This window comes from Wolbachia endosymbiont of Ceratosolen solmsi (assembly GCF_017869155.1).
GTDB classification, from domain to species: domain Bacteria; phylum Pseudomonadota; class Alphaproteobacteria; order Rickettsiales; family Anaplasmataceae; genus Wolbachia; species Wolbachia pipientis.
Window position 1 is genome coordinate 893285 of record NZ_CP054598.1, and the last position, 25210, is coordinate 918494.

General features: G+C 34.8%; 25 protein-coding genes, 1 tRNA gene and 1 pseudogene. 14 read left to right on the forward strand and 13 right to left on the reverse strand.

All coding sequences use genetic code 11. The features are described from left to right. Positions 1 to 157 precede the first annotated feature (157 nt). From HUB95_RS04370 to HUB95_RS06640, 4 genes and pseudogenes are all read right to left on the reverse strand, one after another. Positions 158 to 1045, reverse strand: coding sequence for a heme o synthase (locus HUB95_RS04370; RefSeq protein WP_209452347.1), 888 nt, complete (start codon positions 1043 to 1045; stop codon positions 158 to 160). Position 1046: 1 nt separating this feature from the next. Next, positions 1047 to 2597, reverse strand: a complete 1551-nt coding sequence (ctaD, locus tag HUB95_RS04375; RefSeq protein ID WP_197907216.1) for a cytochrome c oxidase subunit I — start codon at positions 2595 to 2597, stop codon at positions 1047 to 1049. Between the two features lie 15 nt (positions 2598 to 2612). After that, positions 2613 to 3377 (reverse strand): cytochrome c oxidase subunit II, encoded by a 765-nt coding sequence (gene coxB, locus HUB95_RS04380; protein ID WP_015589127.1) that lies wholly within the window; start codon positions 3375 to 3377, stop codon positions 2613 to 2615. Between the two features lie 1191 nt (positions 3378 to 4568). Further along, positions 4569 to 5429 (reverse strand): annotated as a pseudogene (locus tag HUB95_RS06640) (IS3 family transposase). Positions 5430 to 5565: 136 nt separating this feature from the next. Here HUB95_RS06640 and HUB95_RS04400 point away from each other — a divergent pair. Continuing rightward, positions 5566 to 6273, forward strand: coding sequence for a pyridoxine 5'-phosphate synthase (locus tag HUB95_RS04400; RefSeq protein ID WP_141456804.1), 708 nt, complete (start codon positions 5566 to 5568; stop codon positions 6271 to 6273). Here the strand turns inward: HUB95_RS04400 and HUB95_RS04405 are convergent. The 3 genes from HUB95_RS04405 to rplM form a co-directional block, all read right to left on the reverse strand. Beyond that, on the reverse strand, positions 6266 to 6577 hold the full coding sequence (locus tag HUB95_RS04405) for an HU family DNA-binding protein (RefSeq protein WP_006279876.1): 312 nt from the start codon (positions 6575 to 6577) through the stop codon (positions 6266 to 6268). The genes HUB95_RS04400 and HUB95_RS04405 overlap by 8 nt on opposite strands. A 146-nt stretch (positions 6578 to 6723) precedes the next feature. After that, positions 6724 to 7179 carry a 30S ribosomal protein S9 gene (gene rpsI, locus HUB95_RS04410; protein WP_007548415.1) on the reverse strand — a complete coding sequence of 152 codons (456 nt, stop codon included), beginning with the start codon at positions 7177 to 7179 and terminating at the stop codon, positions 6724 to 6726. A gap of 10 nt (positions 7180 to 7189) precedes the next feature. Continuing rightward, positions 7190 to 7648 carry a 50S ribosomal protein L13 gene (rplM, locus tag HUB95_RS04415; protein ID WP_010082596.1) on the reverse strand — a complete coding sequence of 153 codons (459 nt, stop codon included), beginning with the start codon at positions 7646 to 7648 and terminating at the stop codon, positions 7190 to 7192. Positions 7649 to 7777: 129 nt separating this feature from the next. Here rplM and HUB95_RS04420 point away from each other — a divergent pair, with 129 nt between their 5' ends. The 3 genes from HUB95_RS04420 (at position 7778) to HUB95_RS04430 (ending at position 10251) form a co-directional block, all read left to right on the forward strand. After that, positions 7778 to 9001 (forward strand): TolC family protein, encoded by a 1224-nt coding sequence (locus HUB95_RS04420; protein WP_006279873.1) that lies wholly within the window; start codon positions 7778 to 7780, stop codon positions 8999 to 9001. A 19-nt stretch (positions 9002 to 9020) separates the two neighbouring features. Then, positions 9021 to 9596, forward strand: coding sequence for a PopZ family protein (locus tag HUB95_RS04425; RefSeq protein ID WP_010082598.1), 576 nt, complete (start codon positions 9021 to 9023; stop codon positions 9594 to 9596). 76 nt (positions 9597 to 9672) lie between these two features. Next, entirely contained in the window at positions 9673 to 10251 is a 579-nt protein-coding gene (locus HUB95_RS04430) for an RlmE family RNA methyltransferase (RefSeq protein ID WP_015588787.1), read from the forward strand. A gap of 561 nt (positions 10252 to 10812) precedes the next feature. Here the strand turns inward: HUB95_RS04430 and HUB95_RS06240 are convergent. Beyond that, complete coding sequence (locus HUB95_RS06240; RefSeq protein WP_242049588.1) at positions 10813 to 11133, reverse strand: toluene-4-monooxygenase system B family protein; 321 nt, start codon at positions 11131 to 11133, stop codon at positions 10813 to 10815. Positions 11134 to 11289: 156 nt separating this feature from the next. On the opposite strand from HUB95_RS06240, the gene rplU reads away from it, so the two are divergent. The 8 genes from rplU (at position 11290) to ruvC (ending at position 16066) form a co-directional block, all read left to right on the forward strand. Next, a complete protein-coding gene (gene rplU, locus HUB95_RS04440; protein WP_015588788.1) occupies positions 11290 to 11592 on the forward strand; it encodes a 50S ribosomal protein L21 in 303 nt (100 codons plus the stop codon). A 10-nt stretch (positions 11593 to 11602) separates the two neighbouring features. Beyond that, a complete protein-coding gene (gene rpmA, locus HUB95_RS04445; protein ID WP_006279564.1) occupies positions 11603 to 11872 on the forward strand; it encodes a 50S ribosomal protein L27 in 270 nt (89 codons plus the stop codon). Positions 11873 to 11881: 9 nt separating this feature from the next. Further along, a tRNA-Ile gene (locus HUB95_RS04450) sits at positions 11882 to 11958 on the forward strand. Positions 11959 to 12015: 57 nt separating this feature from the next. Next, positions 12016 to 13188, forward strand: coding sequence for a methionine adenosyltransferase (gene metK / locus HUB95_RS04455; RefSeq protein WP_174516991.1), 1173 nt, complete (start codon positions 12016 to 12018; stop codon positions 13186 to 13188). A gap of 126 nt (positions 13189 to 13314) precedes the next feature. After that, entirely contained in the window at positions 13315 to 13998 is a 684-nt protein-coding gene (locus tag HUB95_RS04460; protein WP_209452349.1) for a TenA family protein, read from the forward strand. 44 nt (positions 13999 to 14042) lie between these two features. Beyond that, positions 14043 to 14702, forward strand: a complete 660-nt coding sequence (locus HUB95_RS04465) for a TenA family protein (RefSeq protein WP_209452350.1) — start codon at positions 14043 to 14045, stop codon at positions 14700 to 14702. 47 nt (positions 14703 to 14749) lie between these two features. Further along, the gene (locus HUB95_RS04470) at positions 14750 to 15577 is read left to right on the forward strand and encodes a cytochrome c oxidase subunit 3 (RefSeq protein WP_006279354.1); all 828 of its coding nucleotides are present in this window, start codon (positions 14750 to 14752) and stop codon (positions 15575 to 15577) included. Then, positions 15578 to 16066, forward strand: coding sequence for a crossover junction endodeoxyribonuclease RuvC (gene ruvC, locus HUB95_RS04475; protein WP_015588791.1), 489 nt, complete (start codon positions 15578 to 15580; stop codon positions 16064 to 16066). 44 nt (positions 16067 to 16110) lie between these two features. Here ruvC and ruvX read toward each other — a convergent pair whose 3' ends face one another. Beyond that, positions 16111 to 16578, reverse strand: a complete 468-nt coding sequence (gene ruvX / locus HUB95_RS04480) for a Holliday junction resolvase RuvX (protein WP_010082183.1) — start codon at positions 16576 to 16578, stop codon at positions 16111 to 16113. Between the two features lie 303 nt (positions 16579 to 16881). Continuing rightward, the gene (locus tag HUB95_RS04485; protein ID WP_144054585.1) at positions 16882 to 17061 is read right to left on the reverse strand and encodes a hypothetical protein; all 180 of its coding nucleotides are present in this window, start codon (positions 17059 to 17061) and stop codon (positions 16882 to 16884) included. A gap of 1031 nt (positions 17062 to 18092) precedes the next feature. Here HUB95_RS04485 and gatB point away from each other — a divergent pair. Both gatB and HUB95_RS04495 read left to right on the forward strand, forming a co-directional pair. Next, positions 18093 to 19514 carry an Asp-tRNA(Asn)/Glu-tRNA(Gln) amidotransferase subunit GatB gene (gene gatB, locus HUB95_RS04490; RefSeq protein WP_015588792.1) on the forward strand — a complete coding sequence of 474 codons (1422 nt, stop codon included), beginning with the start codon at positions 18093 to 18095 and terminating at the stop codon, positions 19512 to 19514. A gap of 52 nt (positions 19515 to 19566) precedes the next feature. Next, positions 19567 to 22590 (forward strand): ankyrin repeat domain-containing protein, encoded by a 3024-nt coding sequence (locus HUB95_RS04495; protein WP_209452351.1) that lies wholly within the window; start codon positions 19567 to 19569, stop codon positions 22588 to 22590. Between the two features lie 32 nt (positions 22591 to 22622). Here the strand turns inward: HUB95_RS04495 and HUB95_RS04500 are convergent, their stop codons facing one another. From HUB95_RS04500 to HUB95_RS04510, 3 genes are read right to left on the reverse strand one after another with little or no spacing between them, the layout of a single operon-like run. After that, complete coding sequence (locus tag HUB95_RS04500; RefSeq protein WP_015588794.1) at positions 22623 to 23042, reverse strand: YqaA family protein; 420 nt, start codon at positions 23040 to 23042, stop codon at positions 22623 to 22625. A gap of 6 nt (positions 23043 to 23048) precedes the next feature. After that, on the reverse strand, positions 23049 to 24422 hold the full coding sequence (cysS, locus tag HUB95_RS04505; RefSeq protein ID WP_174516857.1) for a cysteine--tRNA ligase: 1374 nt from the start codon (positions 24420 to 24422) through the stop codon (positions 23049 to 23051). Beyond that, positions 24415 to 25071 (reverse strand): exopolysaccharide biosynthesis protein, encoded by a 657-nt coding sequence (locus HUB95_RS04510; protein WP_209452352.1) that lies wholly within the window; start codon positions 25069 to 25071, stop codon positions 24415 to 24417. The genes cysS and HUB95_RS04510 overlap by 8 nt, the downstream gene beginning before the upstream one ends. Positions 25072 to 25210: the final 139 nt, after the last annotated feature.

A 25210-nucleotide genomic window follows, 5' to 3' on the forward strand; every position in this document is an offset into this window, starting at 1 on the left:
ATAAAGTATATAGTTGCTTCTATGAAAGCACAATTTCTAAAGGTAGTTTAAGCTGCACCTTTAAATTTTATTATAGAAACAAAAAAAAGTGTGACAACGAGCATTACCAAAAGGAAAAGTAAAAAATAGTTTTTATGCTTCTGCCGTTCTTTCATAATTAAAATAAATCAATAGAACAAAAAATAATACTGGCGAATAGGGAAAATAGATAAGAAATTGAATAAGAAAACATTTTTTTCTGTGAGTTGTGGTTCTTGAATCTGAGAATTGATATAGCGTACCAAATAAAAACGCACCCTTCAAAGGTTGCCATGCTTAGATAAAGTAAAGCCTTTTTCAAGAATAGAGCTGGAAGCAAGCTAGTTAGCACCAGCAAAACACTATAAATTAATATATATTTTCTTGTTTTCTTCGGACCATAAACAATATTGAACATTGGAATCGATGCCTTTACATAGTCTTCAGACTTATTTAAAGATAGGGCCCAAAAGTGTGGTGGAGTCCACATAAAAATTACTAAAAATAAAATGAAACTTTCCCAACTTACAGAATTAGTCACAGCTGCCCAGCCAATCATTGGAGGGAAAGCACCTGCTGCACCACCGATAACGATATTCTGCGGAGTGCGTCTTTTGAGCCAGATCGTATATACAAAAACGTAAAACAATATGCTGATTGCAAGTAAAGCAGCAGAAATATAGTTTACTGCTATTGCCATGATAAATACTGATAATATTCCAAGAGTGATACCAAATTCAAGCGCGCTTTCTGCAGAAACTCTACCTGAGGGTATAGGGCGGTTTTTTGTCCTTTCCATGAGCAGATCTATATCTCTGTCATACCACATATTTATAGCACCTGCAGATCCTGAGCCAAGAGCAACACATATAAGAGATATTAATGCTAGAAAAGGATGCATACCACCTGGTGCAGCAACCATACCGGCAACTGCAGTAAATACCACAAGATACATTATCCTTGGCTTCAGCAAACGCCAAAAATCCAGTATTGTTGATTCAACATTTAGCAAAACACTTGTGTACATTCTATTTTACCACTGGTGGCTTTTCGAAAGTATGAAAAGGCGGTGGTGAAGATACCGTCCATTCCAAGGTGTCACCTTTCCAAGGATTATCTCCAGCTTTCTTGCCCCATTTGAAGAGATGTATAACTATAAACACAAAAAACATAACTGAAACAAAGGACATATATGAGCCAATTGAGGATATATAATTCCAAGGGATAAACGCATCAGGATAATCAGGTATACGTCTTGGCATACCAGCTAATCCCAAGAAATGTTGAGGTAAAAAAGTGATATTGGTGCTAATAAAAGTAAGCCAAAAGTGGATTTGACCTAAGCGCTCATTATATTGTTTACCCGACATTTTACCAATCCAATAATAAAAGCCAGCAAAAGCTCCAAATAATGCAGCAAGTGACATGACATAATGGAAGTGAGCAACAACATAATAGGTGTCGTGCAAGAGCTTATCTATTCCACCATGAGAAAGAATTATTCCCGTTATGCCACCGCCAACAAACATGAAAATAAAACCTAGTGCAAATAGCATAGGGGTCTTAAACTCAATTGCTCCACCCCACATAGTTGCAATCCAGCTAAAGACTTTTACACCAGTTATAACACCGATAAAAATTGTGGTAGTGCTAAAAAATGCAGCAGCGTCAGCACTAAGCCCAACAGTGAACATATGGTGAGCCCAAACCATAAAGCCAAATACTGCTATACCTATCATTGCATAAACCATCCCTATGTAACCAAATACAGGTCTGTGAGAAAAAGTTGATACAACCTGACTTATGATGCCAAATGCAGGAAAAATAATTACGTAAACTTCTGGATGACCAAAAAACCAAAATAGATGTTGAAATAACACAGGATCGCCGCCACCGGCAGGATCAAAAAAGGAAGTACCAATATTGCGATCAGTAAGAAGCATAGTTATAGCACCGGCAAGCACTGGTAAGACAACAATCAACATAAATGCTGTTAACAAGACAGACCAAACAAACAGTGGCATCTTAGTTAATGACATGCCTTTTGCGCGCATGTTAAATATAGTAACTATAAAGTTGATCGCCCCAACAATTGACGACATACCAGCAACATGGAGTGCAAGTATAGCAATGTCAACTCCTGCACTTGGATGGGACATTACCTGTGATAAAGGTGGATATAAAGTCCAACCTGTACCTGGACCTTCACCAATAAACACTGAGAGAATGAGCAAAATAAAAGATGACACTAATAACCAGAAACTCAAATTATTCATACGAGGAAACGCCATATCTGGTGCGCCAATCATGAGAGGTACAAACCAGTTACCAAATCCTCCCATGAGGGCTGGCATTATCATAAAAAACACCATTATCAACGCATGCCCTGTAACCATTACGTTATATAATTGATAGTTATTGTTAAGTATATTAATGTGCATTAGCTGAGTGCGAATAATCACCGATAATAATCCACCAATAATTCCAGCTAATATGGAAAAAATAATGTACAGTGTCCCTATATCTTTATGATTGGTGGAAAACAACCAACGCTTTATGCCCTTTGGTACGTCACTCATATCTATACTCCAAATTTAACTCACTAATTTTCTATTTTCAATCCACTTATTAAAATCTTCTTTGCTTACTGCTTCAACAACAATTGGCATAAATCCATGGCCTTGACCACACAATTCGTAGCACTGCCCATAATAAACACCAGGCTTTTTGATATTAAACCACGCCTCATTCAGCCTACCTGGTATCGCATCAATTTTTACACCAAAAGCTGGTACTCCCCAGCTATGTATAACATCTCCTGCTGTAACTTGTAAACGAACGTTAGCATTAACGGGTAAAACGATGTTGTTATCAACAGAGAACAGCTTTAAATCTCCTTCGATAAAGTCTTCTTTTCCCTTAATATAACTATCAAATGACACACCTTGATATTCTGGATATTGGTAACTCCAATACCATTGATGGCCAATAACTTTCAGTGTTATATCAGCTTTCGGTATTTCTTCCTGTAGCTTCAGTAATTTAGCGTTTTCAAAGGCTAATATACCAACAATGATAGTTGGTATAACAAACCAAATAATTTCTAAAGGAACACTATGGGTAGTTTTACTTATGTTTGTTACTTTGCTTTTACGAAAGCGAAACGCTATATAAGCAAGCAGCGCCCACACAAAAAGCATTATTGTAACCATCACAAGCATCACAAACGAATGTGACCTAACTACAGCCTCCATTACTTCAGTTGCAGGAGCAGGAAATCCAAATTGCCAGGAAGTAGGAGCAGAGGCAACAGATATATTTGAGTAAAATATTATCAATAGTGCAAATAACTTCACCATATCTTTTGTTTGTTTGCTATAAAACTAAGTGATATACTGTATAATAGTATATATAAACTTACTATGCAAATAGAGATTAGTGATGGTTAATAATTTTTTAGCATTCAACAAGTATAATAGTACAATACTAATTGAGGAAAAAAGCATTTACATAAATCTATTGTAAGTAAAAATATTATAATATTTTAAATTAAGTATTTACTTTAAGTAAATTTTATAATAAGTTTAATAGTGTCTGTTACTGCTAATAACCCTCTAGCCTCACACCTAAAAGCAGTAACAGACACTATTAAACTTTATGACAAGTTTATAATCTGTAAGATCAAAGTCTTACAAGTTTCTTTATTTAATTATACATTGCAGTTTGTTAATTAACTTTTAATGCCTATGGTGGCATTTACAGCTTGGACCAAAGGTTTATGTATTATAGAAAATAATTATAAAAAAAACACACTATTTGTATACCATACAAACTTTTTTTATTCTGCATAGCTGAGTTACTAGATTCTGTAAACGAAATCTTTAGAGAAGCCAAATGGGCAAAGTTTCATGAAGGTCTTTGGCATCTCTTAGCATAGATCCCTTACTTAACCATCATACCGCGATTCATTCGCAGTATCTCAAAGCATAGATCCCGCTAACACGTAGCGGGATGACGATTGTCGTTTAGCCATAAACATTAAGAAATTTACCAAATAAAAAAAAGGCAAAAGAAGCCCTGGGGTTATTATCCGCTTTAAAATATTGGCGTTTTTTATGTTTTAAACGCTTGACAAGCGAAATTCAGCTGCTTTTAATTGCAACTAACCTACGCTGCAAATGTTTAAGAAATTTACTAAGCAGAAAAAAAGACAAAGAATCCCCGAGTTAGCTAGTCTTTTACTATCTCTGTCGAGTATTGGCATTTTTTGATGTCTTGTAACGCTTTATAAGCGCGTTTCGGCTTATATAGGTAAAAACCCCAGAATTTTTAAAGACATGCGATGCACGTAGTGCGAAAAATTAAACATGAGACGCCAAATACCCTAAGTTTGACTCGCGACATAATGTTGAACATTTTTTTTGCATTTCCAGAGCAAGTTCTTGAAACCTAAACATTATATGTACATCATCATGATCAATTCTAATGCATCTAACTAATGCTATGATGACCTTACCCAGAAAAAGTGGAGAGAAAGTGTGGAATGTTTTTTACAAAAAGAATGATGCATCAAATTGTTCTGGAATGCAATAGTTAATAGTGACGTTGTTTGTTATAAAAAATTTCTATGTATTCAAATATTGCAGTTCTAGTTTGTTGAGCAGAGTGTTGTGAAGTATCAATAAGTATTTCTCTTTTCAATGAGCTAAAGAAGCTTTCCACAACAGAATTGTTGTAACAACAACCTTTATGACTCATCTATATTCTTTACAGCTAAGAGATATTGATAACCTTGCGAAGTATATTGTGAACCTTTATCACTATGTAATAGTAGATTTTTGNTTTAAACTTTCTTCTCAGTATAGCCCTGATGTCATTTTTCTGCATAATACTTTGCACTGTTTTTAAGTTGCAACTTTTACCCAAAGCCTTTAATTCAGAATGAATTTTAGGAGCTCCATATCTACATTTAGAAGCTTGATATATTTTTTGAATAGCTTCGAGTAGCTCTTTATTTGCTGATTCTCTACTGCTTATTTTCCTTGTAGTCCACTTATAGTAGCCACTAGCAGAAAATCCTACATAATTTCTGTACTTTATAGCAGTTACTATATAAAAAAATATTTTACTCTTTTTGACTGGCCAGGGCTTTTTTTTAAATGTCTCTTTCCCTTGTTACTCTTGCTTTGTAAATCAAACCTCTCTTTGTCGTAAGGAGCCATGTTACCTCTACCTGGAAATGCATCTGCTGCCGACTTTTTTTCGTTGTGTTTCTTTATCCATTTTCCTAATAAACCACCCTTTATTCCTAAATCTCTTGCTATTTTTGTAATTGTTTGACCTGCCTTTCTTTGTTCATTTGTCAGCTTAACAGCTTCCAATTTGAATTCTGCTGTATATTCTCTTACCATTTCTAATCCTCCAAAATTTTATTTTACCCGAAAAAACTCCTTTCTTTCTCTCCACTTTTTCTGGGTAAGGTCAAACAATGACTATGCAAAAAAACTAATAACATGTATAATCTATAAATAATTTCTGAGGTAGATTGTGAAACTAGGTGTTAATATCGATCACGTTGCAACCCTCCGCAACGCACGCGGAACTTCTTATCCAGATCCATTGAAAGCAGCAGAAATAGCCATTGACGCTGGAGCAGACTTTATTACTGTACACTTACGAGAAGATAGAAGGCATATTAGAGATGAAGACGTATTTAACCTAAAAAAAAGCATTAGCACTGAGTTAAATCTTGAAATTGCAGCCACGGAAGAAATGCTTGAAATAGCAAAAAAGGTAAAACCCTATTCGATTAGTATAGTACCAGAAAAAAGAGAAGAATTAACAACCGAAGGTGGCCTGGATATCGTGAATATGCACAGTAAACTTTCTAGTATAATAGAGGAAATGCATAGCTCTAGCATAAAAGTCTCACTGTTTATCGATCCAAATATTGATCAACTAACATATCTTGAAAAGCTAGGGACAAAACCTGACATAATAGAAATTCACACAGGGGATTACTGTGATAATCCATCAGAAAAAAAGTTACAGTTAATTACTAATGCTGCAGAGTACGTCAATAAATTAGGAATAGAATGCCACGCAGGACATGGCATAACTTATAAACACGCTAAGAAGATGACAAGAATACCTCACATCTCAGCTCTTAACATAGGCCACTATTTAATTAGCGAAGCTGTATTTTACGGCTTACACAGCGTAGTAAAAACAATGAAAATGACAATGTCTAACTAACTGCTGCTTTTTCCTTCTCATTTAAAATACTTAAAAGAGTTTGGCTTGCTTTAAATTTTACCCTTGTCTTTTTAGGAACAGTCATGATCTCACCACTTTGGGGGTTACGACATTGTTTTTCCTGACTGATAGCAGTAGAAAATGTTCCTATTCCATGCAAACGTATTTCACCTTTCCCATGCAGCTCATTCTTTATTATTTTAATAAACGCATCATGAATCTTGCTCAAATCAGATTTTGTTATATCTATATTCTGACTAGAACAATCTTCCTTTAATTGTTTTATTATATCTTCTTTACTCATAAATTACCTTAATATTGAAAAAATCACATAAATAGCATATTATGTTGACACCGATAGTCAACTAAATTCATCACAAAAATAGAGGATATCATACATTTTTGCAAATATTTGTATAATACTTACAAAAAAACACCACTATAAAATAACTATCTCTTAGAAAATTGACACTTTTTCCGAGCTTTATGTTGACCATATTTCTTACGTTCAACAACACGTGAATCTCTAGTTAAGAACTCACCATTACGTAATATAGAATGCAAATCTTGGCTTACGCTACTTAAAGCTCTGCTTATTCCATGAGCTAGAGCACCTGCTTGACCAGATAGCCCTCCACCTTTTACAGTTGCAAATACATCATATTTATCTAACATAGAGGTTGCAACAAATGGCATTTTTACTGTTTGGCACACTGACTCTCTTTTAAAATAAGAAATTAGATCGCCTTTTTTGTTAACACTAAATTTTCCACTCCCCGGCTTTATCCATACTCTTGCTACAGATTCTTTTCTTCGGCCTGTAGCATATAAACGACCAAGCGAATCAACTGCTGATTTAATTGTCTTTTCTGACCAATCATTGTTATTTATTGTAGAACTCTTCATTTTTACTCCATTACTTTTTATTTTTACGATTCAAAGAGGCAAAATCTATCTTTTCAGGTTGCTGTCCTTGATGCTTATGCTCTGAACCAGAATAAACATACAAATTTTCAAAGCGTCTACGTGCCATAGGCCCATCATCAAGCATCCTTTTCACTGCCATTTCTATTACACGCTCAGGAAATTTGCCATTTAAAATATTATCTGGAGTAGTTTTCTTCAAACCACCAGAATAACCTGTATGCTTATAGTAAATTTTATCTTTAAGCTTCTTTCCGGTGAAATGCACCTTTTCTGCGTTGATAATAATTACATTATCGCCACAATCCATATGAGGTGTATACTCAGGTTTATGCTTTCCACGTAATAGTGTCGCTACAAATGCTGCAAGCCTCCCTACCACTAATCCTTCTGCATCTATGACAAACCACTTTTTATTGATTTGTTTCTCCTTTAAGAAAAAAGTCTTCATTATTTGATCCAACAATAGTAAGCTATGATATACTTAATTTCTCAATAGTGTCAACAATATTAGTTATTGATTATTAAAGTAATTTATGTTAGTAATTGAGCTGCGCAACCAATATGCATAGGAATTAGAATGTTTCGATTGATTATCACACTTGCGATAATTTTTAATACTATAAGTTGCTATGCAACCGATGTGGGAGAAGTGATAAGCAAAGCCATCAAAAATAGCTCAAAAATAAAGTCTCAATTTTACCAATATAAAAGCGCAGAAAAACACTATAAATCTTCTGGGTTAGCTGGATTTTTACCTGACATTAATTTGCAATACAATTTCGATAGTAACTTTAATCTTGATACATCTGAAAAAAAACTTACATTGCGCCAGAAATTAATCGATGGCGGTGGTACCTTTGCCACATTCAGTCGATCAAGCCATCTTCTCAAAGCAGAAAAGATGCGATTTCAGCAATTAAAACAAGAGCTTGCACTTAATGCTGTGAAAGCATATGTTAATGTTTTACAAAAGACAGAAATATTAAAGCTTAGAGAACATAAAGAACGCGTTTCTTTGGAACATTTGTCAGCTATGAAAAAACGCTTTTCCCTTGGAGAGGTAACCAATGCTGAAGTTTTGTTAGCAAAAGCAAAATTTTCGTCTTCTATATCCGAAAGAGTTGATGCTGAAGGTAAATTAAAGTTGGTAAATATTGCTTATTATCATTTGATTGGCGAAGATGCTGATGACCTTTCTGAAGCTAATGATAAACTACCTTCTGTTCCAGAGCTAAATGAATGTTTACAGTTAGCAAAAACCAATAATTTATCTCTAAAAGCAGCAGTTTATCAAAAAAGAGCAGCCGGAATGGAAGTGATTGCTGAAAGCTCCAAGTGGCTTCCTTCTTTAAATCTAAGTGCAAGCAAAAATTTTGGGGAGGATGGTATGAAGGTAGACAAACTATTAGAAAATGTTCATGTAGTTTTTACTCTTGATGTTCCAATCTTTAAGAGAGGAGTTAATGCTTTTGGTGTCAGTAAAGCTAAAATGGATGCAAAAAAATCTACCTACGATTATTATGAAACGGTAAAAAATATAGAACAAGCAGTTGTAAATGCTTGGAATAATGTGTTGACAGCAAAGGCCATTATCAAAGCAAGTCAAGAAGCGGAAAAAGCAGCAGCTCTAGCATTGGAAGGAGTTGAGCAAGAAGTAAACTTAAATTTAAAGAGTACATCTGACCTTTTGGACACTGAAGATGCATTATTTAAAGCACGTTCAGACTTAGTTGAAGCAAAAAGCAATTATGTGATTAGTGTTTACAACTTGCTTTTTATGATAAATAGTATAGACCTCTAAATTTAATGGTATTAGCACTATGCATGATGAACAAGGCAATCAATCTGTAAAAGATATCCTAGAAGATATAAAAAAAGCTATATCGGGTAAAAACGCGAGTAACGATAAAGCAGAAATAAAGGATGAAAATGATGATGTGCTATACCTTGAGGAAGAGTATCCAGAAGAAATAGAAGAAGATGGCAAAAAAGAAAATAATGAAAAAGAGGACATTGATAATGATGACCAAAGTGAGGAAATGGCTTGCAACAATAACCAATTTAATGGCCATAGCTACAATTCAGAAGAAAAAAAAGATATTTATTTGTACGATAATATCCAAATGAGTAATAACAAAGCGAGTAATAGCGGCTTACAAGCGCAAAATAACGATCATCTAATTTTAAAAGAGAATATGGAAGAGATCAAAGCGTTGCTTGGAAAAATGCAAAACGAATTACAGCATAAACAACAAAAAAAAGCGAACCTTACTGTTGAAGAATTAGTTACATCTCTTTTAAAACCTCAGCTCTCAGAATGGCTGAATAAATATCTACATGCACTGGTAAAAGAAGTAGTTGAAAAAGAGCTTAAAGATATAATCAATAATAAGTAGGGTATTAGCAATAAAAACTAGAGTAAAGACGGCTAGAGGCAGAAAACTATCTTCAACAAGGTGGCTACATCGTCATTTGAATGATCAGTATGTGCAAAAAACTAGCAAGGATGGTTATAGGTCACGCTCAGCATATAAGCTGGTAGAAATGGATAACAAATTTAAATTATTCCAAGAAGGGCAAAAAATTATTGATCTTGGTGCTTCTCCTGGTGGATGGTCACAAGTTGCATCTCAGAAAGGTGCAAATGTGGTTGCTCTTGACATAAAACCAATGAACGCAATTAATGGAGTAGAGTTTATACAATGTGATATTATCAATGAGTTTGAAATTTTAAGAGAAAAATTCAAGGATCAAAAATTTGATGTAATTTTATCTGACATGGCGCCCGAATCTTGTGGTTTAAAATCGTTGGATCATATCAGAATTATGCTTTTATGTGAGGCAGCGCTCAATTTTGCAAAGCATTTCTTGAGCCATGGTGGCACGTTTGTAGTAAAAATTTTCCAAGGAGAATCTGATAAAGATTTTTGTAACGAGCTAAAAAAAATGTTTAAAACAGTAAAATACTTTAAACCAAAGTCAAGTAGATCTGAATCTACAGAAATGTATTTGGTAAGTTTAGGCTTTATTGGCAGCAGACTTTCTATATAATATTAATCCAAGTAGCCCACAGAAACGAAAAAACTTCCTTGACAAACTCCGCCAGCACTCTTATCATGAAACTGAAGCTATTGTATTTGCTTTCGCCAATCTGCAGATTAAAAGGTAAGGATTACTTAATGTATCGGCGTCTTATGTTCAATTTTTTGCAGTATATAGATACTGTATGTCTTTACAAAACTTCATCTACATCTAGATTTTTATCTAAATAAGCTGAACGCGCTTATAAAGCGTTACAAGACATCAAAAAATGCCAATACTCGACAGAGATAGTAAAAGACTAGCTAACTCGGGGATTCTTTGTCTTTTTTTCTGCTTAGTAAATTTCTTAAACATTTGCAGCGTAAGTTAGTTGCAATTAAAAGCAGCTAAATCTTGCTTGTCAAGCGTTTAAAACATAAAAAACGCCAATATTTTAAAGCGGATAATAACCACGGGGCTTCTTTTGCCTTTTTTTCATTTGGTAAATTTCTTAATATTTATAGCAACATGAATTGGGCAGGAAGGTGTCATTCCAGTGCTCCTTTTTTTGTCACCCGAGCCCCTATGATGTCATTCCAGTGCTTGACACTGGGATCCAGTTTTCCATATAATCTCATCGAAAATGTTGTAACCACTTTCTATGCTAGTTTGCTTGCTCACAAGCAAACTTTCCTGGATCCCAGTGTCTGGGCACTGGGATGACAGAAGAAGGAGGCGCTGCCGTCTTGGATGAAAAGGCTGGATTCCAGTGTCAGCTACTTTCATGACATCATCATAAGGTAAACCAGTGTCAGCTACTCGGATGACAGGAGAAGGGGCTACTTGAATGACGGTGTCGGTAAACTTAGAGCTATAATAACTATTTGCCTTTTTTCTGCTTAGGTTATGCAAGAAGTCTACTGTCTGAGAAAAAGTAGATAAAGGGTGAAGAAAGATAGAAGTGTTTAGATAGCTTAAAAAGAACGTTAAGTCATGCTTTTTATTTATATTGACAGCGTATATGACATCGTTTACGATTAAAGTTAATAACAATAATTTATATTTATCATGTTTGCAGTAATTGAGACTGGTGGAAAGCAATATTTAGTAAAAGAAGGTAGTATAATAAAGGTAGAGAAGTTAGAAGCTGAAGAAAAAAAAGAGGTGGAAATCAATAAGGTGATTTGTATTTCAAATAATGGCTTATCTTATTCATCTAATGCTACTGTTAAAGCTGAAGTGTTGCAGCAGTGCAGGGGGGAAAAAATTATAATCTTTAAGAAGAAAAGAAGAAAAAATTACCGTAGGAAAACTGGTCATAGGCAGTATATAACTGTTCTTCGTATAAATGAAATTAGTCTTCAAAAGTAAGAGGTAAGATATGGCAACTAAAAAATCAGGTGGTAGTTCCTGTAATGGTAGAGATTCAGCGGGTCGTAGGTTAGGAATAAAGAAGAATGGGAAGGTTATTCCTGGTAACATAATTGTGCGCCAAAGAGGCACAAAATTCCATCCTGGGAAGAATGTTGGTATAGGTAAAGATCATACGATTTTTGCTAAAATAGAAGGCTGGGTCAGCTTTAGAAGGTCAGCAAATAAAAAGACTTTTATTGATATCGTGCCTACAGATAATATGAAAGCTTCAGCTTGAATAAATCATGGGTCTGTAGCTCAGGTGGTTAGAGCGCACGCCTGATAAGCGTGAGGTCGGAGGTTCAACTCTTCCCAGACCCACCATTTAGTAGTTACTAACTGTGTTTTCTATAGCGGTTTTGATATTGTATAAGCAAAAACATGAGTTTATATAAAAATTTAGTAACCAGTGAATCAGTGGCGGCTGGTCATCCAGATAAAGTAGCAGATCAAATTTCAGATGCAATACTTGATGAGTACCTTTTTACTGATCCTTTTGCGCGAGCTGCAATAGAGACTTTAGTCACCAAAGATAACGTTATTATAGCTGGGGAAGTGTTTGGGCCTAACATCAAAAATAGCAGGATTGAAAGTATTGTACGGAATACAATAAAAGATATTGGTTACAAGCACGATGGGTTCCACTGGAGAAAAGTGAAAGTAAATATATTGCTGCATGAGCAATCAAATGACATTGCAATAGGGGTGGATCAAGGTGCTGGAGATCAGGGCATAATGTATGGCTATGCAACAACAGAGACAGAAAACCTTATGCCGGCACCCATTTTTTATGCACACTCGATTCTGAAAAATATCATGAGCGCAGTTAAAGAAGCAAAACTTGGTCCAGATGCAAAGTCACAAATCACTTTGGCATATGAGAATAACCTCCCGGTACGTGCTGAAAGTATTATTGTCTCGATACAGCACCCTGAGAATTTGGATCAATCAAAAGTAAAAGAAATAATTTACCCTTACATAGTTTCATCTTTACCTGAAGGATGGATGTGTCCTGAGGAAAATCTCTTAGTCAATCCAACTGGTAGATTTGTTATTGGTGGGCCAGTTGGTGATTGTGGATTAACCGGACGAAAAATTATGGTTGATACTTATGGGGGTTATATTCCACACGGTGGAGGGGCATTTTCCGGAAAAGATGCAACTAAAGTTGATAGATCTGCAGCTTATATGGCAAGATACCTTGCTAAAAATATTGTCTTTGCAGGTTTGGCTGAACGTTGTCTTGTGCAGCTTTCTTATGCAATTGGTGTATCAAAACCTACTTCATTCTATATTGATACATTTGGTGCGAATAAGGTAGAGGAAAGAGTAATTAAAAAGTTTATCGAGAATAATATAGATTTATCAACAAAAGGCATAATCAAGCATTTATCGCTTAATTGCCCTATATATAAACGTACAGCCTGTTATGGACATTTTGGTAAACAGTCGGAAAGGGACGGTGGATTTTCTTGGGAAAACATGGACTTATCTGCTGATCTTTGTAGAGAATTCAATATAGAAGGTAATAGTAAAATTTCTTTAGATTGCTAAAATTTTTGATTTACAGCCTCATATTTATATACTAGCTTATTGTTAAAGCATAGCACGCTTTTTCATAATAATTATACCATATTAGTAATAATTTTTATATTCAATTTTTATTGTGAGGCTTATAAAGTGTATAACGAAATAGAAGGAGAACTGTACAACGTAATTGTAAAAGAGTTTTCTGATCTTATTGATAAAATAAAAGAACACCCTTTTAATGTTGAATTGATAAATAATACATTAGATTATGAAAAATTCAAATTCTACCTTCAGCAGGATTTTCTGTATTGTATAGATTGCGCTCGTGCTTTTTTAATTGTTGCAGCTAGAGTTGATGATATTGAAATGATGAGTAGTTTAATCAATTTGGCACAAGGAGCATTTTATGTTCGAGAACAGTATAAAAAATATTTTGAAGATTGTGATCTATCTGATGATCACAAAAAGTCAAGAGCTTGTTCTGCCTTTACTGACTTTTTCATGAGTGCCGCATATCACAATTCTGTTAATGAAGCTTTAGTAGCATCTTATTCTTGCTTTAACATATACCAAATCGTTATACGCCATATGGTAAATGAGATAACAACTAAAGGGGTTAAAAATAACAAATACAAAGAGTGGATCAACATTTATAGTAGCGAAACAGTAAATGCTGTAATTGATGAGGTTACTGATATTACAAATAAGCTATATAAAAAAGCTAGTGACTGTGAAAAAAAGAGGATGTATGAGTTTTTTAAGAAAGGGCTGGAATTAGAAATAATGTTTTTGGATGAGGCATATTACTCTAATATATCTAGCAAAGAATATTAGCAGCGGATTATTTACGTTAACTTGATCTTTTATCGATAACTACAGTGTTCAGTGGCATAATTAGGAGCTGTTACGGGTCAAATCTTTTAAAGGATATAATTGAGCATCCTTTTAATGTTGAGTTAGCGAATAACACCCTAAATATAGAGAACTTCAAATTCTATGCTCAACAAAAGACGTTGTTCTTAGGTGATTATATTCGTACCACCTTAATTACTGCATCCAAAATGGAAGATTATAGTAGTATTATCTCGCTTGCTGAAGTAGCCCAAAGAGTAGTGACTGTTAATAGAATGTTATATGACTACTACTTTACTATGTACGGTATAAGTCGCGAAAAGAAATCTTTTGAGTGTTTTAATTTCACTAATTTTCTTTTATCCATCTCGCATAGTAATACCTATGAGGCTATGACGGTTTTGTATTCTTGCATGTTTATATACGAGACTGTCGTTGATAGCATGAAAAATAGATTCAAGAAAAATAATAGATATAGGGATTGGTTTAATTTTTGTTACAGTGATTCAGTAAAGTCTGGATGCATTATTTTGGAAAATATTGTTGATGGATATTGCAGCAGAGCAAGAGAAAACGAAAAGAGCAGAATGCTTGAGTTGTTTAGAATAACTGCACAATTTGTGTTAGATTTTTTGAACGGTGCATATAATTTTTCAAGATTCAATCAATTTCCTAAGGAACATTGACAATTTTAAGCTAATTTGTATCCTTAATAAGTATTTTTTAAAATGCTATGAAAAGTAAAGAACATGATTTTCATTTAGTGGATCCAAGCCCTTGGCCAATTGCTGTATCAGCAGCAATTCTTATTCTTGCACTTGGATTAGTTGGCGCGCTTCATAAACAAATTGTCGGAATGTTTTGTTTAGTTTTGGGAATCTCCGCAGTATCAGGGGTGCTGTTTTATTGGTGGAGAGATGTAATAAGGGAGGCCATTTATGACAAATGTCACACTGCCATTGTAAAACATGGACTCAAATTTGCAATGTACTTGTTTATTCTCTCGGAGGTCGTATTTTTTATAGTGTTCTTTTGTTCATTCTTTAAAGCCTGGCTTGATCCAGTTTTTTTATTTGAGGCGTTTTCTCCTGCAAAAAAAGTTGAATGGCCCCCTGAGGGAATTTTGCCACCTGATCCGTGGTCACTACCATTCATGAATACATTAATATTATTGCTTTCTGGTACAACAATTACTTGGGCAAATCACTCTTTACTTAAAAATGATAAAAAGAGCATGATTAAAATGCTGTCCATAACTATATTGCTTGGAGTTTTTTTTATAATAGTGCAAGCAATAGAGTATCATGAAGCGAGTTTTTCTCTACAAGAAACAGGAGAAAAGCTTATTTATACATCCAATTTTTACATGATTACCGGTTTTCACTGCGCACACGTTATAATAGGAATAATATTTTTATCAGTGTGTTTATTTAGAGCACGGAAAGGCCAATTTACACTTCAGGACCATTTGTGCTTTGAGTTTGCCTCCTGGTATTGGCACTTTGTAGATGTAGTCTGGATATTTTTATTTTTGTTTGTCTATTGGTTAAGCGTTTATTAAGTGGTTAAAATAATAGGTCTAGATCCAGGAATAAGCAAGACTGGGTGGGCCATTATCAGCCTGAACGAAAAAAATAATATTGAATTTTTGGGCGGCGGTACCATATCAACTGATGGTAAATTGGGTACAGGTGAACGCCTACATACAATTTTTGAACAATTAAAGAAAGTAATTTCCCTATACTCTCCGAATGAAGCTGCGGTGGAGAAAATTTTTGTTAATAAAAATCCTAAATCTTCACTAACTTTAGGATATGCAAGAGGGGTTGTAATTTTAGCGTTAAAAATAACAAAGCTAACTATGAATGAATATGATGCAAACTATGTAAAAAAAAGCATTACCGGAAATGGCCATGCTGATAAGGATCAGATGATATTTATGGTGAAGCAAATAGTTAAAAATTTGAGTATAAAATGCCACCATGCTGCTGACGCTCTTGCTGTAGCAATTTGTCATGCTTATACGAAAGGTTCTTGTTTTGTTGAGTAACTTTTATATGGGATTCAGTTTGAAGATTTCCAGATCTGGAAAAACTATTTGATTGTATTTATCTTGTCTAACGTTCGTTGCAAAATAATACATGCGGAGATTTTATCATCTATTTTTTTCGATTTTGTGATTGATATTCCAGTAATTTTTAGTGTATGAGTTGCGATAGATGTTGAGAAGCTTTCGTCTTGTAAGTATATATTTACTTTATATTTTTTTATTATTTTATTTGCGAATTGGATTATAGTTTTACACCATTTAGTTTCTTGCTCGTCCATTTTTAATGGTAGTCCTATTACCATTGATCCAGATTCATTTTCTTTGAATATTCTATGCAGATAACCTAAATCTTTGCTCATATTTTTTCTGTGATATATGCTATGAGCTGTGGCTATGAGCTGTGTTTTATCGCTAAATGCTATGCCTATTTGCTTTTCTCCCATGTCAAGGCACATTATGCGCTTATCTTTTGGAATAGACTTTAGAAACTCATCTGGATTTCTATGTAGCATCTATTAGACTTCCTTTAAAGTGACCTTACCAAAAAAGTGGAGAGAAAGTTAAGAAAATTTTTTACAAAAAGAATAATGAATCAAATTGCTCAGGAATGCAATAGACTTCTTGCATAACCCAAACTAAGTAGAAAAAAGGTATCATCTAAGTAGCTGACACTGGTTTCCATCCAAAAGGGCAGTGCCCCTATGATGTCATTCCAGTGCTTGACACTGGAATCCAGACTTTAATTGTTATACTTGTAAATAAGTCTGGTGAGAATAGACGTTCATCTCAAAATGCAGTATTTTTGTTGAAATAGCTCAACTGGATTCCAGCGTCACGCGCTGGAATGACACCTTTGTGTTTGCATAGCTGTACGAACATTGTGATTTGAGAGCAATCTCCACAAGGGAGGATGTCATTCCAGTGCCCAGACACTGGAATCCAGGAAAAAGAATGGTGTCATCCAAGTAGCTGACACTGGGATGGCTTTGTTGCATCGCTACTTATGAAATGCTAACTATAATTAGGATTATAAGCAACCTATTGAAAATCTTTTTTTTGCAATCAATCTGATCAAATTTAAGAATAGTAATTTGTTATTTATATTAATAAATTTAATTCTATTGAAAATAGCTAAAGCATTGAAATTCTTGAATTTTAGCCGGATTACTGAGTGGTAGTGAAATTTCTTTTACTCAAATTTAGGTATTCACTGACCGTTCTTGTTATAAATACCAGAATAATAAGCTACTGATATTCTCCACCTTTTTTATCTTTAATCCATCATAGCTAGCGATGCAACAAAGCCCACTGGGATCCAGAAGACTTAATTTCAACCAAATAATAAAGGCTGGATCCCAGTGCTTGGCACTGGAATGACAGCAATCCTACGTCATACCGCAATTCATTCGCGGTATCTCGGCCGCTAACAAGTAGCGGGATGACGGTTATCGTTTAGCTACAAACATTAAGAAATTTACCAAACGAAAAAAAAGGCAAAAGAAGCCCCGTGGTTGGCTAATTACTTACATTATACTTTCGAGTATGGCGTTTTTTTATTCTAAACACTTAATAACTGCGATTCAGCTGCTTTTAAACCGCAACTAATCTAAATTATAAACATTAAGAAATTTACTAAACAGAAAAAAGGCAAAAGAAACCCTAGGGTAGCTAGTTATTCACTATCCATTTTTTAAGTTGGCGTTTTTTTATGTTTTAAATGCTTTATAAGCATATTTCAGCTTGTGTAGGTAGAAGTTTTATAAAGACATAAGGTGCACATAGTGCAAAAAATTAAACATGAGACGCCAGATACGTGAGTTTTTTGTCATTTAATCTGTACAGAGAAGATAAATAAATAGCTTCAATTTTATGATAAGAGGGCTGGCGAAGCTTGTCAAGTAATCTTTTGCATTTAACCCGTTTCTATGGGTAAAACAATCTGCATACCACTTAGCTAACATGAGTTTTGTTTTGACTTTTTGTGCTAATTTTGCAGAATATTAAGATTATCATTTAAATAAAATACATGACGAAAGAGGATTGGGAAGCGGTAATTGGGCTTGAGGTACACGCTCAAGTTTCTTCTAATACGAAGCTATTTTCTAGCTCATCAACGGAATTTGGTGCTGAGCATAACACTCAAGTTTCTCTAGTTGATGCGGCAATGCCAGGTACGCTGCCAATACTAAATTATTACTGCATAGAGCAAGCAATACGCACTGGTCTTGCACTTTCTGCAGAAATTAATAAGTATTCTTACTTTGATCGGAAAAATTATTTTTATCCTGATTTACCACAAGGTTACCAGATAACTCAGTTTTTTGAGCCAATAGTTAAAAACGGTAGAGTATTTATCAACGACAATGAAAAAGAAATAAGAATTGCGAGAATTCATTTAGAGCAAGATGCAGGAAAGAGCGTTCATGAGGAAAGCAGAACTTATGTAGATTTAAATCGTGCAGGGGTTGCTTTAATGGAAATTGTTTCAGAACCAGATCTCCGTTCATCTGCAGAAGCTGCAGAATGCATGAAAAGATTGAGGCAGATTTTGCGTTACATTGGTTCGTGTGATGGTGATATGGAAAAGGGATCACTTCGTTGTGATGCAAATGTTTCTGTTCGCCTAAAAGGCAGTAGTACATTTGGCACTCGTTGTGAAATAAAAAATCTGAACTCGATACGTTATATTGTGCAAGCTATAGACTATGAAATACAAAGACAAATTGAAATTTTAGAAAGTGGAGAAGAAATAAGTCAAGATACCTTATTGTTTGATGTCGCTTTGGGAAAAACAAAAGTGATGCGAAACAAAGAAGATGCAAGCGACTATAGATACTTCCCTGAGCCTGATTTATTACCTGTTGAGGTAAGCCAGGATAAAATCGATTCTATTAAATCATCTTTACCTGAGTTGCCAGAGCAGAAAAAGCAGCGATACATTGAAAAATTAGGTATCAACGAATACGATGCAAACGTCATTACTTCCGATAAGGCGATTGCTGATTACTTTGAGGAATTGATAAAAAAACATGATTCAAAGCTCGCGGTCACCTGGTTAACTGTAGAGCTTTTCGGTCGTTTAAATAAAGCAAATATTGATATTGTGAGCTCCCCAATCAAAGCAAATGCTTTGTCCGAGCTCTTAGATTTTATCGTTGATGGAACAATCTCTGCTAAACTTGGTAAACAAGTTTTTGATATTATGTTTGAAACTGGCAAACCTGCATCTCTCATCATAGAAGAGCAGGACCTAAAGCAAATAACCGATAGAGGTCAAATATCAGAAGTTATCGACACAATCATCAATAGCAACCAAGATAAAGTTCAAGAATACAAAAGCGGTAAAACAAAATTATATGGTTTCTTTGTTGGTGAAGTCATGAAATTCACCAAGGGAAAAGCCAGCCCTGATGTTGTGAATTCAATTTTGAGTGAGAGATTAGAGTGAGGTGCCTGTAAGATTATCCTGCTCGGCGGTTAAGCGCACCTTTCATGGTATTATGTATCAAGCGAGATGGCTAATGCTGTTTCCTAAACATGCAGTAGATAGAGAGTATTCTTTCCGCCTATTCACAGAGAAAAAATCAGCTAAGGATTTTGATGATATTGTTCTTCGGTATGAACAAGATGGGAAAATAGTACATAGATTCATACAAGTCAAGCACAGGCAGGGTAGGCACAAAAAGATCAGCATAGGTGACTTATTAACACCGGGAAAGGATGGTGCGTTTGGCTTAATAAAATATCTCATTGCTTATTTAAAGATCAAAAGTAGTGGAGAGTTTGAGGGTGAAATAGAGGATTTTGTCATTATTACAAATGATGATTTTGATTCCGCGGATTCGACATCGCATCCAGTAAGAAAGCTGAGAATGATGCCGAGTGGGAAGAATAAAGGAAAGGAAATTTCAGTCATAAGAATAGACACACAAGATGAGTTTCTGGATGTAGGTGATGGTGTAAGATATAAATTTGATAATAGTATTATCTCATATTTGCAGGAAAATAAGGATTTTGTAAAGCGTGAGGTAGGTAGAGAAGTCAGCAATAAAGAAATAGAAGACTTTTTAAATAAATTAGTATTTGCAGTCAATTTGCCAAGCGGAACTGAACTTAGTGAAATTATTAAGAGTGAATTGGGCAAGGAATTCAGCAATACTGATGCAAAGCACTTTTACAGCCGTTACCAGGAAGAAGTGCTGATTTTGCTGGAGAAAGAAGAAGAGGAGTTTCTATCATATGAGAAAGCAAAAGCTCTTCTTGAAGAAATAAGAGAGGAAATTTTAGGAGCGGTTTGGTTTGATGTAAGAGGTCCAGTCAGACTATTTACAGGAAGAGATGAGGATTTGGGAATGCTACATGATTCGCTACAACGCAATCCCAAAGGTGCTGTAATTTCATACATAACGTCTATTAGTGGTCCTGGGGGGATGGGAAAAAGCCAGTTAGCTAGAAAATATGCTTGTAAACATAGAAGATATTATGACGACAATGTTATATGGATAGGCGCTGAAAACTTTGAAGCTATGAAAGATTCTTTCTTAAGGTTAGCTAGAAATAGATTAGGTATTTCTCCCAAAGATAAGTATGGAAACGACAAAACGATAGAAACTATTGTTAGAGAAGTATATGCTTTCTTCGCAAGAAGGAGGAGCCTGTTCATTTTCGATAACGTTCAAGAGTACAAAAAGATAAGTAAATTTTTGCCATTTTCTTTATCTCCTGATCTTAACAAGCCTCATATTTTGATTACCTCGCATGATCAGGAACTGGAAAAGGGAATAGACGTTATAAAGCTAGGAGAATTGGAACAAAGAGACGCTATAGAGTTTGTTAAAAAAGGATTTAATATACTAAAAAAAGATAAATCGCAAGATCGGGAGATAGAAAATTTGGTAAGAAGGTTGCAATGCTTTCCTTTAGCTATACAACAAGCAATATCATATATCGAAGGTCAGAGAATAATAGAGAAGTTTAAAATTAGTGATTACCTAAAAGAGTATGAAAAGAAAGCTAAGAAGTTGCTTAAGTCTAAAATATTTCAAGGAATTGATAATAACTATACTAAAACAACTTTTACAGCTTGGGAAGTTACGATGGATAAAGTAAGAAGTGATGAACAATATGGACCATTAGCTTCAGAGATTTTAGATGTTTTGGCTTATTTTGCACCTGATAAAATCGCTAGAGAAATATTCTTAAATTCGGTAAGTGATTATAAGAAAAAGCAGTTAAAGCTAGCCATCCGTTTACTTGTGAGATATTCCATGGTGGGCGGTGAACAAAACCAAAGTGTATTAAATGTCCATAGGTTAGTACAGGAAGTAACAAGATTAAAATTACAAGAGAACCGACAAGAAGAGAAAACCCTCAGAAAGGCTCTAGAATTGATAAACAGTGGTGATTTAGCGAAAGATAGTAAAATTCATGTTGCATCTATTTGGGGATATGCAAGTAAACACGGTAGGTTGATTGATGACTTTTACAAAGATACTAATTTACATTTGCTTGTTGAAAATGATGATTATAAAGCGATTAAAAACTTATTAGCATATATAAAGAAAAAACATCAAGATAAGCTTAGTGAGATTGTTAATGCTAAAGATGGGTGTGATATTGCTCCATTGCATTTAGCTGCTGGAAATGGGAAATTGGACATAGTAAAATACCTGATCAATAAAGGTGCTAGTATTGATGTTAGGGACTGTTTTTACCAAACGCCATTATACTGGGCTGCTAAGAGTGGAGAGTTAGACATGGTAAAATATCTTGTAAATAAAGGCGCTAGTGTTGATATTGAAGATAGTTATGGCTGGACTGCGTTATACTGGGCTGTTGAGAATGAAAATTTTTATATAGCAGAATACCTTATAAAAGAAAAAGGTATTGATGTTAGTGCTAGGTACAGCAATGGCAAAACTATGTTACATGAGGCTATTAGGTTTGCGAAACTGGATGCGGTGAGGTACCTAATTGGTAAAGGAATTGATATTGATATCAAAGACGGATATGGCGGTACTCCATTGCATTGGGCTGCTATCAGAGGAAAGATTGATATGGTAAGATATTTTATAGAGCAAGGTGCTGACGTTAATGCTAAAGATAATGATGATCTAACGTCGTTACACTGGGCAGTTTTATACGCGAACTTGAAGGTAGTAAGATGTCTTGTTGAAGATGGTAGTGATGTTGATGCTAAAGACAAACGTGGCTGGACACCATTGCACTTGATTGCCAAGAATAACCGTCTATTATGGGGGGATGATTTGAATGAAATGTTGGGAACAACAGAATACTTCATTCAAAAAGGTGCTGATGTTAACGCTAAGGATAAAGACGGCAACACACCACTACACCTCGCTGCTATGAATGGAAAGATTGATGTAGCAAAAGTACTACTAAAACACAACGCCGATGTTAACGCTAAAAATAATGAAGGAAGAACAGCATTACATTATGCCACTGATTTCAATCATAGGGACCTTGTGGAGTTACTTTTAGCTCATGGTGCATCCATCCTATGACTTGGGCTTTAATGGCTGTAGTACTATAGCTGTTATACGCCAAAAGTAAGTATTAGATATAACAAATAGAGGAAATTAGATAGAATGATTAAAGGGGCAAGGATATAAAGGTTTAACTTAAAATAACCTGATAAAATTTGAATCACACTTCCAAGTGCCGGCACCCATGAAAGTAATGTAACTGCACAAATCAGTAGATTTTTTACGATTTTTGGTGTTTTATGCTCGTTCTCTAGTTTGCGGTATGATTTTCGTATAGAGATTGTTATTCTACCTAAATACCAGTTAACTATTCCACCAAGGCTTGATCCTAGTACTCCAAAAAATAACATAAGTAGTGGAGTGTAATACGACCTGAAATAAAGCATGGTATTGAACACAAAACCTTGATGTATGGGTAAAACTAACGACGATACTAGACTATCTGTGAATAACAGGAAGTAGTTTTCCATATGAGTTTACCAGGTTGTTGTACCATCTTCATTGTCAGAAATTGTAATCCCCATTTGTTTCAACTGGTCCCTTATTTTGTCTGCAGTATTATAATCTTTATTTTGTTTTGCTGCTCTTCTTAAATCTATCAATCTTTCTATTTCTTGATGACTCACACCAGCAGTAAACCACTCTTGATAACTTGACTCAAGAAGACCAATAAATCTGGCGCTCTTAACAAAACTCTCAGTTAATTTAAGCTTTTCACTTTCATTACTCATTTTGTTAATTTTTGCAGCCATTTCATGTAATATAGCTAGAGCTTCAGGAATGTTTAAGTCGTTTTTTAAAGCGTCTATAAAATCTTTAGAAATCTCTGCGTTACTTTCATCAATACTTATTGTATCTAAACCACGTAATAACCGATAAAATTTATTTAAGGTTTCCTGTGCATCAGAAATAACGTTTTCTGTCCAATCAAGTGGTTTTCTGTAGTGAGTTTTGAGCAGTGCATAGCGTATTACTTCACCCTTTATTCCACTATCTAGCAAATCTCTTACTTTGACTATATTAAATAAGGACTTGCTCATTTTCTCTTCATTTACTGTAAGAAAGCCGTTATGTATCCAGTATTTTGCAAACATTGATCCAGCAAATGCAGACTTACTCTGTGCAATTTCATTTTCATGGTGAGGAAATTGTAAATCTATGCCGCCACCATGAATATCAAAATCTTTGCCAAGGTAAGCATATGACATTGCTGAGCATTCTATATGCCATCCAGGTCTGCCCTCTCCCCATGGGCTATTCCAATAACTTGAAAGTTTGTAGTCAATATCATTTGCAGGCTTCCACAGCACAAAATCTCCAGGGTGCTTTTTATTTTCATTAACTTCAACTCTGCTACCTGGAACCAATTCATCAGTTTTTTTTCCTGATAAAGCACCATATTCATGGTAAGATTCTATATTAAAATACACGTGTTTGTCAGATTCATAAGCGTGGCCTGATTGCAGCAAATGTTCAATTAATTTTATAATGTAATCTACGTTTTCCGTTGCTTTTGGTTCGTATGTTGGTTTTTTACAATTTATGCTTTCCATATCATCATGAAAAGCTTTAATGTAATATGTGGTTATACTTTCTATGTTGCTATTTTTTTCACTTGCTGCATTAATTATCTTATCATCAATGTCGGTTATGTTACGCACATAGGTAACTTTGCCATAACAAAACTTAAGTAGCTGAAATAACACATCATACACAACAACAGACCGTGCATTGCCTATATGTGCTGTGTCATATACTGTTGGTCCGCAAACATACATTTTCACATGATCTTTATCGATAGGTGTAAAAAGCTCCTTTTTTTTTGTTAAGGTGTTGTAAAGCCTAACCATATACGAAGCTTTTGAGAAAAGAAAATGCCCCAATGATAAGTTGTGGCCCTTTGACTACTACAACAAGAGTAAGCAATAACCCACACAATGATATTAGAACTCCCAATATGGATAGAAACCCATCTTTACTCATGATACCAAGCGAAATAAGAGTCGTACCAATTGCAGGAATGAAGTTAGTAAGAGGTAGTGGAAGAGCTATTGATAACGCACAAAGCAGCATTATAAAAGCTAAAATTTTTTCACCGGGCCCATAGAAAATAAAAGACATTCTTGGTCTCATGAACTTTTCTATTTTTTTTAATGCTGGAGAAGTTTTCTCTACCACAAAAGCTAGTGTTGAACGCTGAAAAGACCTTCTTTCCAACCAATGCGGCATCCAAGGAGAATCAAATCCAAATAGAAGCTGCAGTGAGAATAAGATTAAAGGTATAGAAAGAATAGTTGTATAACCAGGTGGAACCGGTATAGGCACCGATAGCGGCAAGGAGAAGATGATTATTAAAATACCAAAACCGCGCTCATGCAAAGCTGTTTTAATGTCAAACAAAGTTACTTTATTGCTATCATTGTTATTGGTATCTGCAACCTCTTTTAGAATATCAGAAGCTAGTTTTTTATCTTTAGTTAGTTTCTCACTTTTTTGCACAATTATCTTTTAATAAAATATTCCTCCTAAGCTAACATAGTTGTTGCTGTATTTCAATATTTATTATTTATTTCATACCAATACTTCATCTCTTTCATTCTTTAACCTGACTAAGTTTTTAAACAGATGACATGCACTA